The 15,271-nt window shown below is 57.6% G+C and carries 15 protein-coding genes; 2 read left to right on the forward strand and 13 right to left on the reverse strand.

The features are described from left to right. Positions 1-54: 54 nt before the first annotated feature. Positions 55-1,035, forward strand: a complete 981-nt coding sequence (locus tag Q9451_RS28265; RefSeq protein ID WP_014003920.1) for an IS5-like element ISPa41 family transposase — start codon at positions 55-57, stop codon at positions 1,033-1,035. On the opposite strand, the gene Q9451_RS28270 is transcribed toward Q9451_RS28265, so the two are convergent. From Q9451_RS28270 to Q9451_RS28290, 5 genes are all read right to left on the reverse strand, one after another. Beyond that, positions 1,007-1,966, reverse strand: a complete 960-nt coding sequence (locus Q9451_RS28270) for a hypothetical protein (RefSeq protein WP_345960826.1) — start codon at positions 1,964-1,966, stop codon at positions 1,007-1,009. The two genes, Q9451_RS28265 and Q9451_RS28270, sit on opposite strands and share 29 nt — an antisense overlap. Beyond that, on the reverse strand, positions 1,956-3,521 hold the full coding sequence (locus Q9451_RS28275) for a site-specific integrase (RefSeq protein ID WP_012270243.1): 1,566 nt from the start codon (positions 3,519-3,521) through the stop codon (positions 1,956-1,958). The genes Q9451_RS28270 and Q9451_RS28275 overlap by 11 nt, the downstream gene beginning before the upstream one ends. Continuing rightward, positions 3,514-4,800: a site-specific integrase gene (locus Q9451_RS28280; protein ID WP_012270242.1), complete on the reverse strand. Its 1,287-nt coding sequence runs from the start codon at positions 4,798-4,800 to the stop codon at positions 3,514-3,516. Before Q9451_RS28280 ends, Q9451_RS28275 begins: the two co-directional genes overlap by 8 nt. A gap of 132 nt (positions 4,801-4,932) precedes the next feature. Further along, positions 4,933-5,478 (reverse strand): single-stranded DNA-binding protein, encoded by a 546-nt coding sequence (locus tag Q9451_RS28285; protein ID WP_003255446.1) that lies wholly within the window; start codon positions 5,476-5,478, stop codon positions 4,933-4,935. Between the two features lie 9 nt (positions 5,479-5,487). After that, a complete protein-coding gene (locus Q9451_RS28290; RefSeq protein WP_012270241.1) occupies positions 5,488-6,882 on the reverse strand; it encodes an MFS transporter in 1,395 nt (464 codons plus the stop codon). A gap of 129 nt (positions 6,883-7,011) precedes the next feature. On the opposite strand from Q9451_RS28290, the gene uvrA reads away from it, so the two are divergent. Further along, complete coding sequence (uvrA, locus tag Q9451_RS28295; RefSeq protein ID WP_012270240.1) at positions 7,012-9,846, forward strand: excinuclease ABC subunit UvrA; 2,835 nt, start codon at positions 7,012-7,014, stop codon at positions 9,844-9,846. A 72-nt stretch (positions 9,847-9,918) separates the two neighbouring features. Here uvrA and bfr read toward each other — a convergent pair whose 3' ends face one another. The 8 genes from bfr to rpmJ form a co-directional block, all read right to left on the reverse strand. After that, positions 9,919-10,383, reverse strand: a complete 465-nt coding sequence (gene bfr / locus Q9451_RS28300; RefSeq protein ID WP_003257116.1) for a bacterioferritin — start codon at positions 10,381-10,383, stop codon at positions 9,919-9,921. 163 nt (positions 10,384-10,546) lie between these two features. Further along, the gene (locus Q9451_RS28305) at positions 10,547-11,986 is read right to left on the reverse strand and encodes a catalase (RefSeq protein WP_012270239.1); all 1,440 of its coding nucleotides are present in this window, start codon (positions 11,984-11,986) and stop codon (positions 10,547-10,549) included. A 171-nt stretch (positions 11,987-12,157) separates the two neighbouring features. Further along, complete coding sequence (rplQ, locus tag Q9451_RS28310; RefSeq protein ID WP_003255451.1) at positions 12,158-12,544, reverse strand: 50S ribosomal protein L17; 387 nt, start codon at positions 12,542-12,544, stop codon at positions 12,158-12,160. A gap of 42 nt (positions 12,545-12,586) precedes the next feature. Then, entirely contained in the window at positions 12,587-13,588 is a 1,002-nt protein-coding gene (rpoA, locus tag Q9451_RS28315) for a DNA-directed RNA polymerase subunit alpha (RefSeq protein ID WP_003255452.1), read from the reverse strand. Between the two features lie 22 nt (positions 13,589-13,610). Continuing rightward, entirely contained in the window at positions 13,611-14,231 is a 621-nt protein-coding gene (gene rpsD, locus Q9451_RS28320) for a 30S ribosomal protein S4 (protein WP_012270238.1), read from the reverse strand. A gap of 15 nt (positions 14,232-14,246) precedes the next feature. Continuing rightward, the gene (gene rpsK / locus Q9451_RS28325) at positions 14,247-14,636 is read right to left on the reverse strand and encodes a 30S ribosomal protein S11 (protein WP_012270237.1); all 390 of its coding nucleotides are present in this window, start codon (positions 14,634-14,636) and stop codon (positions 14,247-14,249) included. Between the two features lie 18 nt (positions 14,637-14,654). Continuing rightward, a complete protein-coding gene (gene rpsM / locus Q9451_RS28330) occupies positions 14,655-15,011 on the reverse strand; it encodes a 30S ribosomal protein S13 (protein WP_003255457.1) in 357 nt (118 codons plus the stop codon). A 131-nt stretch (positions 15,012-15,142) separates the two neighbouring features. After that, positions 15,143-15,259, reverse strand: coding sequence for a 50S ribosomal protein L36 (gene rpmJ / locus Q9451_RS28335; RefSeq protein ID WP_002555468.1), 117 nt, complete (start codon positions 15,257-15,259; stop codon positions 15,143-15,145). Positions 15,260-15,271 lie beyond the last annotated feature (12 nt).

Raw genomic sequence — 15,271 nt, forward strand, 5'->3', positions numbered from 1 at the left:
CGAACAAGCCTTCAGTTATGCGAGAATCCCCGCAACACCTGATCCGAGCCGCCCATGAGCCAGATGAGCTTTTCCGACTTTGAGTACGCCGGCAAGCGCAAGCAAACCCGCCGAGAGCGCTTCCTCGCCGAAATGGATCAGGTGGTGCCCTGGGCAGGCCTGCTGGAGCTGATCGAACCGTTCTACCCCAAGGCCGGCGGCGGTAGAAAACCCTATCCTCTGGAAACCATGCTGCGCATCCATCTGTTGCAGAACTGGTTCTCCCTGAGCGACCCGGCCATGGAAGAAGCGCTCTACGAAATCACGCCCATGCGCCAGTTCGCACGCCTGACGCTGAGCGCGCCAATCCCCGAAGACACCACGATCATGAACTTCCGGCACTTGCTGGAGAAGCATCAGCTCGCACCGGCAATCCTTGCGGTCATCAATGGTTATCTGCAGGAAAAAGGCCTGTCGCTGCGCCAAGGCACCATCGTCGATGCCACCATTATTCATGCCCCCAGCTCGACCAAGAATAAAGAAGGCAAGCGTGATCCCGAGATGCACCAGACCAAGAAAGGCGGTCAGTATTTCTTCGGGATGAAGGCGCACATCGGTGCCGATGTCGAGTCCGGCCTGGTGCATCACGTCCATGGCACCGCTGCCAATGTGGCCGATGTCACGCAGGTGGCTGAACTGCTGCATGGCGAAGAAAACGCCGTGTATGCAGATGCCGGTTACACCGGTGTCGAAAGGCGCGAAGAGCATGAAAATCGGGGGGTGATCTGGCAGATTGCAGCGCGTCGCAGCACCTATTCCAAGCTGAACCAGCGCAGCGTACTGTACAAAGCCAAGCGCAAGATCGAGTTCTGCAAGGCTCAGACACGGGCCAAGGTCGAGCATCCGTTTCGCGTGATCAAGCGGCAGTTTGGTTACGTGAAAGTACGTTTTCGTGGGCTGATGAAAAACACGGCTCAGTTGACCACGCTGTTCGCCCTGGCAAACCTGTGGAGGGTTCGAAAACAGCTCATGGGTATGGGTGAGGTTCGCGTTTAACACGGAGAACCGGTCGAAAAAGCTCTCCGTACATGATTTTTCGGTCACTTTTCGTCCAATGACGCTGTAGGTGCCTGGAAAATTGCAACTTGCCGCGGCTGCACGACAAGTTGATCGGAGCATCCTTAGCCGGTTGCCATCGCAGACCGTAGGCATCTTTACCGCCCGAAGTTTTGTCATGAACCTCACAGCTCTCGGCAAGCAGTAACACCTCATTGATACGATCAGGAGCAGAGCAGAGAATCGCGGCAATCGACGAAAACAGCACGTCTTTAGGCTGGGTCGCAATCTGAAACGTCTTAGGAAGCGCTTCCAATGCGGCTTGAGATGGCATTTTTTCGGTACGGCGCTTGTCAAACTCCTGCCCCACACGAACCGTATCGAGCGGTCGTTTGATAGCGCTACGCCACGAGAGCGGAACCGCTGTCAGACGGTTTTCTGACATGAACTTAGCAATCAACTCAAGCTGAGAACCCACTCGATAGGCCGTAGATCCTGAAAGCCGTTCAGCGATAGCTCGCGCAGCTCGATTAAACGTGTCGCCATCCATCATCACTGGGACCAAGTGGCCGCTCTGCCTAAGGGCAGCATCAAGGGCGCGCAGCGCAGTAACGCGAAAAGCTGGATTCTTCGTCGGTCGCATACCCTGCATATATCGTACGTAAGCCTTGGCAAACGAAACAAACGGTTCAGCCATCTGAGTTGGCAGTATGTCGTCTACAGTTTCTTGAGTAGAGAAATAGACGCGGACCCGCTTCTTCCCATGCCCCTTCAACTGCGTGGTGTCAGTTACGTCCCAAGCCATGTCATCAAAGCGCAGGTCTGCACCGAAAATGGTGAGCTGCGATCTGCACATAGTGACGAACGCGGCTAAGTTCGCTGAAGCATCTATCTCGGCCTTTGGCGTGAATACCGCGATATCAGCAGACATCACCTTCCTCCTTCCGAGTTTCCCGAATTTGTCTTATCACCTCAGCAACGGCAAGAATCGTCCGATCATTTATGGTTGCAATTCGAGTATCCACTCCCGACATTAACCGGTCACGCTCGGACAGGAGGTACTCCAGTACCGCTTCGTGAGGGCCATCAATCCACGCTTGAAAACTCTTACATGTGTAGCAAGCAATTGGCGCCATAAAGCCGCACGAACCACAGCGACTGCAGTTACCCATTGGCTTCATGCTTGCGTCGAAACGGGGGTCAACGATACGACTCCTAGGGTCATCGCCGCGGATTGCCAATGATTCGTCGTTGATGATGACGCCGGCAAAAGCATGAGCCAGGGGTGCCATGTGAAGTGCTATAGCATGGTCAATTCGCTCAACGATTTCCGGGGTAGCTTTCACATAAACACCAACGTTCTGCGTGTCACTGTGGTCGAGCAGCTCAGCAATTATGAGCTCCCCGTGCCCTTCCCGTGCGGCGGACGTAGCAACCGTATGTCGCAGCCTTTTTGATGTAACTTTAATCGGTTCACCTGTGCGCTCAGAGCGTACATGCAAAGCACTGAACACTGACTTAACTCTGTGTCCGATCGCCTCAGGTGACGAATGATCATGAAAATTTGGACGAGCACAACTCATTGAGTTCTTTTTGGGAAACAAAGGCGCTTGCGACGGCGCATCCAAGAATTCTCTTTTATCCTTAAATCTTTCCAGGATACTGTTCGCATGGGAAACGAGGAGTTTCCCTATGCTTGGCGTTATCAAGCGGTCCTTGAACTGCTCCCGCCGTGCCTCGGCAGTGGCTTGTTTAACCCGCGGAACTCTCAGTACGTACTCCTTTCGCCCATCGGACTTATCAATCTCACTTATATCGCACACCTTCAGCATTGCGAACTGAATGTTTCTCTGCCCCAAGAGCAAACAGAGCCAAGCCAAAAGGTAGTCATCGAGAGGAATCTGGCCAACGGCAAAGGCATCGTTTAGTGCCGCGTGCACAGCAGAACGTTCAACGTCCGTAAGAGGACCTTTAAGAGGATCCATGGTCAGGACCGCAGTTCCTTTCCGGACGCCTTTAAGGCGAATGCTATTTAGGAAGCGAACGGCGTCGCCCGTCACACCTGGAACTCCAAGGCGGTACCATTTTTTGAAGAATGCCCTCAAGCCTCCTAACTTCCACTCCTTATCGGAGCTCAGAGATGCTCTATAAGTAATAAGAAGTGGTGCGTCAATTTCATTTACCAATCGCTCCCGAGCAGTAGCTATCGATACCAATAACACCCTTAGGTTGTCGAATATCGCAGCGACGGTCGACGCTTCAGTGTTCTCGGCATACCAGATCAGGGGGACCTTCGCAGCCTCAACAAACTCCTCTGTTGCATACTCACTCAGTCTGTTGAAGTTCACGCAAATTGCACTGAGGCCATCGTGAAACGCCCAGCGTTTTCCACTCGGATCGAAGACCGCCCCGCTTAGAGTACTCACGGTGGGCGGAAGCTTCTGGTAGCCGGAAAGACGGGAGGGTAAGACAGCTTCTTCAGTCATTATTGCCCCACCCTTCTGTCTGCTTAGACTGCATGCCTAGAGACACCTGCTGAGCTTTTAGTCGAACGTGTCGACGAGTGTATTGCCCAGCGGTTTTCGAGGTCGGCGCCCACCCCATCAAGAACGAGCGCATGCGTTCTTCCTCGGCGTCAGAGACCTTCGCATTGTCCATTATGTCCGAGAAGCGGTCGTTCCACGTGTGGCGAAGAACATGGGGAGTCACAGCATCGAACTCGCCATTAAAGGCATTTCGAAGTTCGGCGAAAACAGCATTCACGGCACTTAGCGACAGGGGCGACCCTGTGCCCATGGCGATGAACAGGAACGGGTGACGCCTTGCGCCTTCAGTGTTTCGGCGTGTATTCGTTATATATTCGTGCGTCAGCCTGCAAAGACCTGGGGATAACGGAATCTTTCTATCACGTGTCTTGACCAATGGCTGATCCTTTCGGGGATCCTCCGGATCGTCTGCCCGTCTGGCCACAATCAGCTCTTCCGACTGGAAGTTAATGTCGGGAATTTTTACATTTAAAAGTTCGCCACGACGTAGGCCAAGCTCGTAGAACCAGCGGACCAGGAGAGAATTCCGAATACGCGCGCCTTCCCCCTTCCAGGGGTTCTCCGGCGAGATCGGCGATGTGACGCTGAGGAGTCTCTCGGCAACCTCTGGCTGAAGCCCTTCCCTCAGTCCAATGGTATTCCGGCCCTTGTGGCGCGGCAGTCGCGCATCCAGAGCAGCCTTGCAAGATGTCCATTCATTCCAAAGTCGCTCGCCCTCAGCTGCACCAGAGTGATGACGCGCCATGTGGTATCTCACAAGCCAATCAAGATAGCCCCGGATGACCCGAATACGGTTAGCTGCGGTATGACCCGCTACCTCAGTTGGTGCAAATTGCCGCTGAACAAGGCGCAAACTTTCAGCGGCGCCTCTACGAACGGATGTATGGGAGGGAGGGATGGAATTGCACTTCAGTTGATCAGCGACAGGCCGCCTACAGTGCCGAACAAGCTCGTCAAGCTCGCTCAAACGAAAGACACTTCCCTCTTGAATCCGCTGGTCAATATCAATCTGATTTGAGTCGAGGAATAGCTGCAATACCATGATTGACCGCAAGACTTGGTCAATCGTATTGCTCGCCCTGTTGGTAGCCCGAATCTCGCTGAGCACATAAACAGACGGCTCGAATAAGGGATCACCGGTGGCAAGTGCTATCAGCACAGGCAGGCGCTCCCCAGAGCTCAAAACAATCGTCTTTACCGCATACGGATTCAGAGTCATTTGTTTACACCTTCGGGAGGTAAACGCTTAACAAATGTAGCTCTTACTCCGCAAAAATCTGTAAACAATAAAAAAGCGAAGCCAAATCAATGGCTTCGCCTCAGATGTTGTCACTTCTTAAATAGCTGTTTTTCAGAACGGAATATCGTCATCGAAGCTGTCGAAGTCAGCGGCCGGCTGCGGAGCTGGCTGCTGTGGCGCTGGGCGCTGAGGGGCCTGTTGCGGGCGCTGGGCCTGCTGACGAGGCGGGGCCTGGTTGTACTGCTGCTGTTGACCGCCACCGTAGTTGCCGCCACCCTGGTTGTACGGGTCGCCGCCCTGCTGCTGACCCTGCGGACGACCGCCAAGCAGCTGCATGGTGCCGTTGATGTCGACGATGATCTCGGTGGTGTAGCGCTTGATACCGTCTTTTTCCCACTCGCGGGTCTGCAGCTTGCCCTCGATGTAGCACTGCGAACCTTTGCGCAGGTACTCGCCGGCGATTTCGGCAACCTTGCCGAACAACGACACACGGTGCCACTCGGTACGCTCGACCTTCTGGCCCGACTGCTTGTCGGTCCACTGCTCGCTGGTAGCCAGGCTCAGGTTGGTCACGGCGTTACCGTTGGGCAGGTAGCGGACTTCGGGATCCTGGCCACAGGTGCCGACCAGAATGACTTTGTTAACCCCACGGGCCATAACGTTCTCCTAGGCTTCGCACGCCGAAGAGGCTGGATTCACCAGTCGCTCGAGGGTCGCACGGTCCAAAATTTTCGTATCCAGTTTGATATAGATGGCGGCCTCTTCTGCCACCACCACAGCGTCGGTCACACCCGGCACGGCCATCAGGCGCTCGGTCAGGCCGGCTTCACGGACTGCTTCGGGCGTCAGCGGCATACGCAGGCTGGTCACATACGGCGGCTCGTTCATGCGCAAGGCGACGATCAGCCAGATGGCACACAGCACCGCGCAACCAAGGAACACCGTGTCCAGCCCACCGTGCTGGAACAACCAGCCACCGAGGATTCCGCCCAGTGCCGCACCGAGGAACTGGCTGGTGGAATACACCCCCATCGCCGTCCCCTTGCCACCGGCAGGCGACACCTTGCTCACCAGCGAAGGCAACGAAGCCTCCAACAGGTTGAATGCGGTAAAGAATACCACGGTGCCAATCACCAGTCCGCGCAAACCGTCAGCCCACTCCCAGAAGTATATCTCTGTCAGCAGCAGGACACTGACCGCGCCAGCCAACACGCGTTTCATCTTGCGCTTTTTTTCGCCGTAGATGATGAACGGGACCATTGCAAAAAATGAGATGAACAGCGCGGTCAGGTACACCCACCAATGCTCTTCCTTGGGCAGGCCGCCACGCTCGACGAAGGCCAGCGGCAGCGCGACGAAGCTGGCCATGAGGATGGCGTGCAGGATGAAGATGCCCACGTCCAGGCGCAGAAGGTCCGGGTGGCGCAGGGTTGGGCCGAGTGCCTTGCGGGCCACACCCGACTCGCGGTGCTGCAGGATGCTGTGGGTGTTGGGCACGACGAACGCGATCAGCGCTATGCCAACCAGGGCAAGCCCTGCCGTGGCGAAGAACAAACCTGACAAACCAAAGGCACTTGTCAGCAAGGGGCCGACGACCATGGCGACAGCGAACGACAAGCCGATGCTCATGCCAATCATGGCCATGGCCTTGGTCCGGTGTTGTTCGCGGGTGAGGTCGGACAGCAACGCCATGACTGCGGCAGAAATCGCCCCGGCGCCCTGCAGGATGCGCCCGGCAATCACGCCCCAGATGGAGTCGGCCTGGGCTGCCAGCACACTGCCGAGGGCGAAGATCACCAACCCCAGGTAAATCACTGGACGACGGCCAATGCGGTCGGAAATCATCCCGAATGGAATCTGCAGTACCGCCTGAGTCAGGCCATAGGCACCAATGGCCAGGCCGATCAGCGCAGGTGTGGCGCCGGCCAGGTCCATGCCGTAGGTGGCCAGTACCGGCAAGACCATGAACATGCCCAGCATACGAAAGGCAAAGACCAGGGCAAGGCCGCCAGCGGCGCGGGTTTCGCCGCCACTCATGCGCTCGTTGTGGGTGTCGTGCATGGATTAACCTCGTGTGAACCGGCGGCGATTCTATCAGTCCGACAGCTTGACGGCATCTACGCGACGCTTTGCCGCGTCATACTGGCGCGCCGTATACTTCCTTGTTTATGCCCGCCGAGCGAGGCCGCAGTGGACAAGATCCTGATTCGTGGGGCACGTACCCACAACCTGAAGAACATCGACCTGACCCTGCCCCGGGACAAGCTGATCGTGATCACCGGCCTGTCCGGTTCCGGCAAGTCGTCCCTGGCGTTCGATACCTTGTACGCCGAAGGCCAACGCCGCTACGTCGAATCGCTGTCGGCCTACGCCCGGCAGTTCCTGTCGATGATGGAAAAGCCCGACGTCGACACCATCGAAGGCCTGTCGCCGGCGATTTCCATCGAGCAGAAGTCGACCTCGCACAACCCGCGCTCCACGGTCGGCACCATTACCGAAATCTACGACTACCTGCGCCTGCTGTACGCCCGAGTCGGCACCCCCCGCTGCCCGGACCACGACATCCCGCTGGAGGCGCAAACGATCAGCCAGATGGTCGACCTGGTGCTGGAGCGCCCGGAAGGCAGCAAGTTGATGCTGCTGGCACCGGTAGTGCGCGAACGCAAGGGCGAGCATCTGGCGGTGTTCGACGAACTGCGGGCCCAGGGCTTCGTGCGGGCCCGGGTCAACGGCAAGCTCTACGAGCTCGATGAGCTGCCCAAGCTGGACAAGCAGAAAAAGCACAGCATCGATGTGGTGGTGGACCGCTTCAAGGTCCGCGCCGACCTGCAGCAGCGCCTGGCGGAGTCGTTCGAGACCGCCTTGAAGCTGGCGGACGGCATCGCTCTGGTGGCGCCGATGGACGACGAGCAAGGCGAAGAAATGATCTTCTCCGCGCGCTTCGCATGCCCGGTGTGCGGCCACGCGATCAGCGAGCTGGAGCCGAAGCTGTTTTCCTTCAACAACCCGGCCGGTGCCTGCCCGACCTGCGATGGCCTGGGGGTAAAACAGTTCTTCGACACCAAGCGCCTGGTCAATGCCGAACTCACCCTTGCCGAAGGCGCGATCCGCGGCTGGGACCGGCGTAACGTGTACTACTTCCAGATGCTCGGCTCGCTGGCCGCACATTATGGCTTCAGCCTCGAAGAGCCATTCGGCGAATTGTCGGCCGAACACCAGAAGGTGATTCTGCAGGGCAGTGGCAAGCAGAGTGTCGACTTCAAGTACCTCAACGACCGTGGCGATATCGTCAAGCGCTCACACCCGTTCGAAGGGATTGTGCCAAACCTGGAGCGCCGCTACCGCGAAACCGAATCGGCCACCGTGCGTGAAGAACTGGCCAAGTTCCTCGGCACGCAACCTTGCCCAGATTGCCGAGGTACACGCCTGCGCCGCGAGGCACGCCATGTATGGGTGGGCGAAAAGACCCTGCCAGCCGTCACCAACCTGCCGATCGGTGAAGCCAGCAACTACTTTGGCGAGCTGACCCTGACCGGGCGCCGTGGCGAAATCGCGGCGAAGATCCTCAAGGAGATCTGCGAGCGCCTGCAGTTTCTGGTCAATGTCGGCCTCGACTACCTGACCCTGGACCGTAGCGCTGACACCCTGTCAGGTGGTGAAGCACAACGTATCCGCCTGGCTAGCCAGATCGGCGCGGGCTTGGTGGGGGTGATGTACATTCTTGATGAACCGTCCATCGGCCTTCATCAACGCGATAACGACCGCTTGCTGGCCACCCTCAACCACTTGCGCGACCTGGGTAACACGGTGATCGTGGTGGAACACGACGAGGACGCCATTCGCCTGGCCGACTACGTCGTCGACATCGGCCCAGGTGCCGGTGTGCACGGTGGGCAGATCGTCGCGGAGGGCTCGCCACAGGAGGTCATGGACCATCCCGATTCGTTGACGGGCAAGTACCTGTCCGGGCGCAAGAAGATCGCCGTACCGGCCAAGCGCACGCCGCGCAACAAGAAACTGCAGCTCAAGCTCAAGGGCGCGCGAGGCAACAACCTGCAGAACGTCGACCTGGAAATCCCGGTGGGCCTGATGACCTGCGTGACCGGGGTGTCCGGGTCGGGCAAATCGACGCTGATCAACAACACCCTGTTCCCCTTGGCCGCCACCGCCCTCAATGGCGCAAGCAGCCTGGAAGCCGCACCGCATGGCAGCATGGACGGCCTGCAACACCTGGACAAAGTGGTGGACATCGACCAGAGCCCGATCGGCCGCACCCCGCGTTCCAACCCGGCGACCTACACCGGTATCTTCACGCCGATCCGCGAGCTGTTCTCAGGGGTGCCGGAATCGCGTTCACGTGGTTATGGCCCAGGGCGCTTCTCGTTCAACGTCAAAGGCGGCCGTTGCGAGGCCTGTCAGGGCGATGGCCTGATCAAGGTGGAAATGCACTTCCTGCCGGACATCTACGTGCCGTGCGACGTGTGCAAGAGCAAGCGCTACAACCGAGAAACGCTGGAGATCAAGTACAAGGGCAAGAACATCCACGAGGTGCTGGAAATGACCATCGAGGATGCCCGCGAGTTCTTCGATGCGGTACCGGCGCTGGCGCGCAAGCTGCAAACGCTGATGGATGTGGGCTTGTCGTACATCAAGCTGGGGCAGTCGGCAACCACGCTGTCCGGTGGTGAAGCGCAGCGGGTGAAGCTGTCACGCGAGCTGTCCAAGCGCGATACTGGCAAGACCCTGTACATCCTCGACGAGCCGACCACGGGCCTGCACTTCGCCGACATCCAGCAGTTGTTGGACGTGTTGCATCGCCTGCGCGACCACGGCAATACCGTGGTGGTGATCGAGCATAACCTGGATGTGATCAAGACCGCCGACTGGCTGGTGGACCTGGGACCCGAGGGTGGCTCCAAGGGTGGGCAGATCATTGCCTGCGGCACGCCGGAAGAGCTGAGCGAGATGAAACAGTCGTACACCGGCCATTACCTGAAACCGCTGCTGGAGCGGGACCGAGCCTGACTGCCGCCGATGCAATGAAAAAGCCCCTGGTACCGTTGGTGCCAGGGGCTTTTTCTTGAGTCTGTGGATAACTTACATCTGCGACTGCAGGTAGTTTTCCAGGCCGATGGCCTTGATCAGGCCCTGCTGCTTCTCCAGCCAGTAGGTGTGATCTTCTTCGGTATCGGCCAACTGTGCACGCAGGATGTCACGGCTGATGTAGTCCTTGTGCAGTTCACACAGCTCGATACCTTTGCAAAGCGCGCCGCGCACCTTGTACTCGAGCTTGAGGTCAGCCTCGATCATTTCCGGTACGGTGCTGCCGACTTCCAGATCGTCCGCACGCATGTCGGGGGTGCCTTCAAGCATGAGGATGCGACGCATCAGAGCATCGGCGTGCTGGGTCTCTTCTTCCATTTCGTGGTTGATGCGCTCGTAGAGCTTGGACAGGCCCCAGTCTTCGTACATGCGCGAGTGAATGAAGTACTGGTCGCGTGCCGCCAGTTCGCCCTTCAGCAGCGTGACGAGGTAGTTGATTACGTCCGGGTGGCCTTGCATCGCCCTGATTCTCCATGTGAAAACGTCTATGCCACATAGTGTGAACCAGCTTTTGCCTGCGGTCACTGAAAAACGCGCAATAAGACGCAAAAAATCGGTTAAACAGTAGTGATATTCATTGAAAAACCGCCCAAATGAGGGCGGTTCTGCTTATCACTTAGAGTTAGGCGAGATGGACGCCCAACGCCTTGGCAATCCCTTCGCCATAGGCCGGATCGGCCTTGAAGAAGTACTGCAACTGACGCTGAATCACGTCCTCGCTGACACCCACCATGGTACCGGCGATGTTGCTGATCAACAGGGCTTTCTGCTCAGCGTTCATCAAGCGGAACAGCGCGCCGGCGTGGCTGAAGTAGTCGGTGTCCTCACGGTGATCGTAACGGTCCGCCGAACCGTTCAAGGCCAGCGCTGGCTCGGCATGGCGTGGCGACTGCTTCGGCGCATCAACGTGGCTATTGGGCTCGTAGTTTGGTGCACTGCCGTAGCTGCCAGTGGCCATGGAACCGTCGCGCTGGTAGCTATTAACCGGGCAGCGAGGCGCATTCACCGGCAACTGCTGGTGGTTGGTGCCCACGCGGTAACGGTGCGCGTCGGCGTAGGCGAATACACGGCCCTGCAACATCCGGTCCGGCGACAGGCCGACCCCTGGCACCATATTGCTGGGCCCGAACGCTGCTTGCTCGACTTCCGCGAAGTAGTTGAGCGGGTTACGGTTGAGCTCCAGCACGCCCACCTCGATCAGCGGGTAGTCCCTCTGCGACCAAGTCTTGGTCACGTCAAAGGGGTTCTCGTCGCGACTCGCAGCCTCGGCTTCGCTCATCACCTGGATACAAACCGTCCAACGCGGGTAGTCGCCACGCTCGATCGCTTCGAACAGGTCGCGCTGGGCGTAGTCCGGGTCAGTACCCGCCAGGCGCGCTGCTTCTGCCGGAGCGAGGTTCTTGATGCCTTGTTGGGTCTTGAAGTGCCACTTCACCCAAGTACGCTCACCCTTGGCATTGATCAGGCTGTAGGTGTGGCTGCCGAAGCCGTGCATGTGGCGATAGCCATCCGGGATACCACGGTCGGAAAACAGTATGGTGACCTGGTGCAGCGCCTCAGGGGAGTGGGACCAGAAGTCCCACATCATCTGGGCATTCTTCAGGTTGGACTGCGGGTGGCGCTTCTGGGTGTGGATAAAGTCCGGGAACTTCAGCGGGTCGCGAATGAAGAACACGGGCGTGTTGTTGCCAACGATGTCCCAGTTGCCTTCTTCGGTGTAGAACTTGACCGCGAAACCACGCGGGTCGCGCTCGGTATCCGCAGAGCCACGCTCGCCACCGACAGTGGAGAAGCGCAGGAAGGTCTCGGTCTGTTTGCCGATCTGTTCAAACAGCTTGGCGCTGGTATAGCCGGTAATGTCGCGGGTAACAGTAAAGGTGCCATAGGCGCCCGAGCCCTTGGCGTGCACACGGCGCTCAGGAATGTTCTCGCGGTTGAAGTGGGCGAGTTTCTCGATCAGGTGAAAGTCGTCGAGCAACAATGGGCCACGCGGGCCGGCGGAGCGGGAGTTCTGGTTATCGGCTACTGGCGCACCGCTGGCGGTAGTAAGAATCTTGCTCATGGGCTCTCCTTATCGGTCTTCAAGCGCCGGCTAATCGGCTTGGAGAGAGTATTGACGAGCAAGGTTACAGGGACAAATTCATTACATGACTTGAATCAATAGAAATAAACAATGTACGTAGAAACAAAAAACCGGGCACTAGGCCCGGTTCTTTGTAGCAGACAGAACGTCTTACTCAGCAGCTTCTACAGCACCGCCGACCGGACGATCAACCAGCTCGACGTACGCCATAGGCGCGTTGTCGCCAGCGCGGAAACCGCACTTCAGGATGCGCAGGTAGCCGCCCTGACGGGTGGCGTAACGCTTGCCCAGGTCGTTGAACAGTTTGCCAACAGCGGACTTCGAACGGGTACGATCGAAGGCCAGACGACGGTTAGCAACGCTGTCTTCCTTGGCCAGGGTGATCAGCGGCTCGGCAACGCGGCGCAGTTCCTTGGCTTTCGGCAGGGTGGTTTTGATCAGCTCGTGCTCGATCAGCGACACTGCCATGTTCTGGAACATAGCCTTGCGGTGAGAGCTGGTACGGCTCAGGTGACGTCCACTTTTACGATGACGCATGATTCATTCCTTACCAAACACTACGTTCGGTGATTACGACGATCAGGCGGTCGCCTTGTCGTCTTTCTTAAGACTTGCAGGCGGCCAGTTGTCGAGGCGCATGCCGAGAGACAGACCACGAGAGGCCAGCACGTCCTTGATTTCAGTCAGGGACTTCTTGCCCAGGTTAGGAGTCTTCAACAGCTCTACTTCGGTACGCTGAATCAGGTCGCCGATGTAGTAGATGTTCTCCGCCTTGAGGCAGTTGGCCGAACGTACAGTCAGTTCCAGGTCGTCAACCGGACGCAGCAGGATCGGATCGATCTCGTCTTCCTGCTCGACTACGACAGGCTCGCTGTCACCTTTGAGGTCGACGAACGCGGCCAACTGCTGTTGCAGGATGGTCGCAGCGCGGCGGATAGCCTCTTCAGGATCCAGGGTGCCGTTGGTTTCCAGATCAATGACCAGTTTGTCCAGGTTGGTACGCTGTTCAACACGGGCGTTTTCGACCACATAGGCGATACGACGCACCGGGCTGAACGAAGCGTCCAACTGCAGACGGCCAATGCTACGGCTTTCGTCTTCGTCGGTTTGACGGGAGTCGGCCGGCTCGTAACCACGACCACGAGCTACGGTGAGCTTCATGTTCAGGGCGCCATTCGACGCCAGGTTCGCGATTACGTGATCGGGGTTGACGATCTCGACATCGTGATCCAGCTGAATATCGGCAGCGGTAACCACCCCCGAACCCTTTTTCGACAAGGTCAGCGTAACTTCGTCACGACCGTGCAGTTTGATAGCCAGGCCTTTCAGGTTCAACAGGATTTCAATTACGTCTTCCTGAACACCTTCGATCGCGGAGTACTCGTGGAGTACGCCATCGATCTCGGCTTCGACTACTGCACAGCCAGGCATAGAGGACAACAGGATGCGGCGCAGCGCGTTGCCCAGGGTGTGGCCAAAGCCACGCTCGAGAGGCTCGAGCGTGATCTTGGCGCGGGTCGGACTGACTACCTGCACATCAATGTGGCGGGGAGTCAGGAACTCATTTACCGAAATCTGCATGGATGCACCTATTTTCTAGCCCTTACTTGGAGTAGAGCTCGACAATCAGGTTTTCGTTGATGTCGGCAGACAGGTCGCTGCGAGCAGGAACGTTCTTGAAAACGCCCGACTTTTTAGCAGCATCCACGTCAACCCACTCAACGCGGCCACGCTGGGCGCACAGTTCAAGGGCTTGAACAATGCGCAGCTGGGCCAGCGACTTCTCGCGGACCGCGACCACGTCACCCGGACGAACTTGGTAGGATGGAATGTTTACAGTCTTACCGTTGACGCTGATCGCTTTGTGCGAAACCAGCTGACGCGACTCGGAACGAGTCGAGCCGAAGCCCATACGGTAAACGACGTTATCCAGACGGCACTCGAGCAGTTGCAGCAGGTTCTCACCGGTTGCGCCTTTTTTCGAGGCAGCAGCTTGGTAGTAACCGCGGAACTGACGCTCCAGAACACCGTAGATACGACGGACTTTTTGTTTCTCACGCAGCTGGGTGCCGTAGTCGGACTGACGGCCACGGCGCTGGCCGTGGATACCTGGGGCTGCTTCGATGTTGCACTTCGATTCCAGAGCGCGAACGCCGCTCTTCAGGAACAGATCGGTGCCTTCACGACGAGACAGTTTGCATTTTGGACCAATGTAACGTGCCATTCTTCTGTCTCCTGATTACACGCGACGCTTCTTCGGCGGACGGCACCCGTTATGCGGGATAGGCGTCACGTCGGTGATGCTGGCGATCTTGTAGCCGCAGCTGTTCAATGCACGAACGGCGGACTCACGACCTGGACCTGGACCCTTGACGTTAACGTCGAGGTTCTTCAGACCGTATTCCAGCGCAGCTTGACCAGCACGCTCAGCAGCGATCTGAGCTGCGAACGGGGTGGATTTGCGCGAACCACGGAAACCCGAACCACCGGAGGTCGCCCAGGACAAAGCATTGCCCTGACGGTCGGTGATGGTCACGATGGTGTTGTTGAAAGACGCATGGATGTGGGCGATGCCATCAACCACTGTCTTTTTGATTTTCTTACGAGGACGAGCAGCAGGTTTTGCCATGTCTATATTCCTGGGCGATTACTTGCGGATCGGCTTACGCGGGCCCTTACGGGTGCGTGCGTTGGTCTTGGTGCGCTGACCGCGAACCGGCAGACCTTTACGATGACGCAGGCCGCGGTAGCAACCCAGGTCCATCAAGCGCTTGATCTTCATGTTGATGTCACGACGCAGGTCACCTTCGGTGGTGAACTTCGCAACTTCGCCACGCAGGGTTTCGATTTGCTCGTCGCTCAGATCCTTGATCTTAGCGGCTGGATTTACACCAGCGTCTGCACAGATCTTCTGTGCAGTTGTGCGACCGACACCATAGATGTAGGTCAGCGAGATAACAGTATGCTTGTTATCTGGAATGTTGACGCCTGCAATACGGGCCATTCAGTGGGACTCCAATTGACAGCTACCTACGCCCCGGAAGCCAAGAAATAGGGCGCGAGATAATATCGCTGTAGAAACGAATAATCAACCCAGCAGCACACTAGCTGCTGGGTTTGAAGCGCAGATCACACTCAGCCTTGGCGCTGTTTGTGACGCGGTTCCGCGCTGCAGATCACTCGTACGACGCCTTCGCGACGGATGATCTTGCAGTTACGGCACAGCTTTTTCACCGATGCACGAACTTTCATTACCGACTCCTC

The organism is Pseudomonas sp. NY8896, from assembly GCF_039634505.1.

Excerpts from the sequence above, each read along its gene's own strand:
- Q9451_RS28265 (WP_014003920.1), top strand. The coding sequence starts at position 55 with ATGAGCCAGATGAGCTTTTCCGACTTTGAGTACGCCGGCAAGCGCAAG.
- Q9451_RS28270 (WP_345960826.1), bottom strand. The coding sequence starts at position 1,966 with ATGTCTGCTGATATCGCGGTATTCACGCCAAAGGCCGAGATAGATGCT.
- Q9451_RS28275 (WP_012270243.1), bottom strand. The coding sequence starts at position 3,521 with ATGACTGAAGAAGCTGTCTTACCCTCCCGTCTTTCCGGCTACCAGAAG.
- Q9451_RS28280 (WP_012270242.1), bottom strand. The coding sequence starts at position 4,800 with ATGACTCTGAATCCGTATGCGGTAAAGACGATTGTTTTGAGCTCTGGG.
- Q9451_RS28285 (WP_003255446.1), bottom strand. The coding sequence starts at position 5,478 with ATGGCCCGTGGGGTTAACAAAGTCATTCTGGTCGGCACCTGTGGCCAG.
- Q9451_RS28290 (WP_012270241.1), bottom strand. The coding sequence starts at position 6,882 with ATGCACGACACCCACAACGAGCGCATGAGTGGCGGCGAAACCCGCGCC.
- bfr (WP_003257116.1), bottom strand. The coding sequence starts at position 10,383 with ATGCAAGGCCACCCGGACGTAATCAACTACCTCGTCACGCTGCTGAAG.
- Q9451_RS28305 (WP_012270239.1), bottom strand. The coding sequence starts at position 11,986 with ATGAGCAAGATTCTTACTACCGCCAGCGGTGCGCCAGTAGCCGATAAC.
- rplQ (WP_003255451.1), bottom strand. The coding sequence starts at position 12,544 with ATGCGTCATCGTAAAAGTGGACGTCACCTGAGCCGTACCAGCTCTCAC.
- rpoA (WP_003255452.1), bottom strand. The coding sequence starts at position 13,588 with ATGCAGATTTCGGTAAATGAGTTCCTGACTCCCCGCCACATTGATGTG.
- rpsD (WP_012270238.1), bottom strand. The coding sequence starts at position 14,231 with ATGGCACGTTACATTGGTCCAAAATGCAAACTGTCTCGTCGTGAAGGC.
- rpsK (WP_012270237.1), bottom strand. The coding sequence starts at position 14,636 with ATGGCAAAACCTGCTGCTCGTCCTCGTAAGAAAATCAAAAAGACAGTG.
- rpsM (WP_003255457.1), bottom strand. The coding sequence starts at position 15,011 with ATGGCCCGTATTGCAGGCGTCAACATTCCAGATAACAAGCATACTGTT.
- rpmJ (WP_002555468.1), bottom strand. The coding sequence starts at position 15,259 with ATGAAAGTTCGTGCATCGGTGAAAAAGCTGTGCCGTAACTGCAAGATC.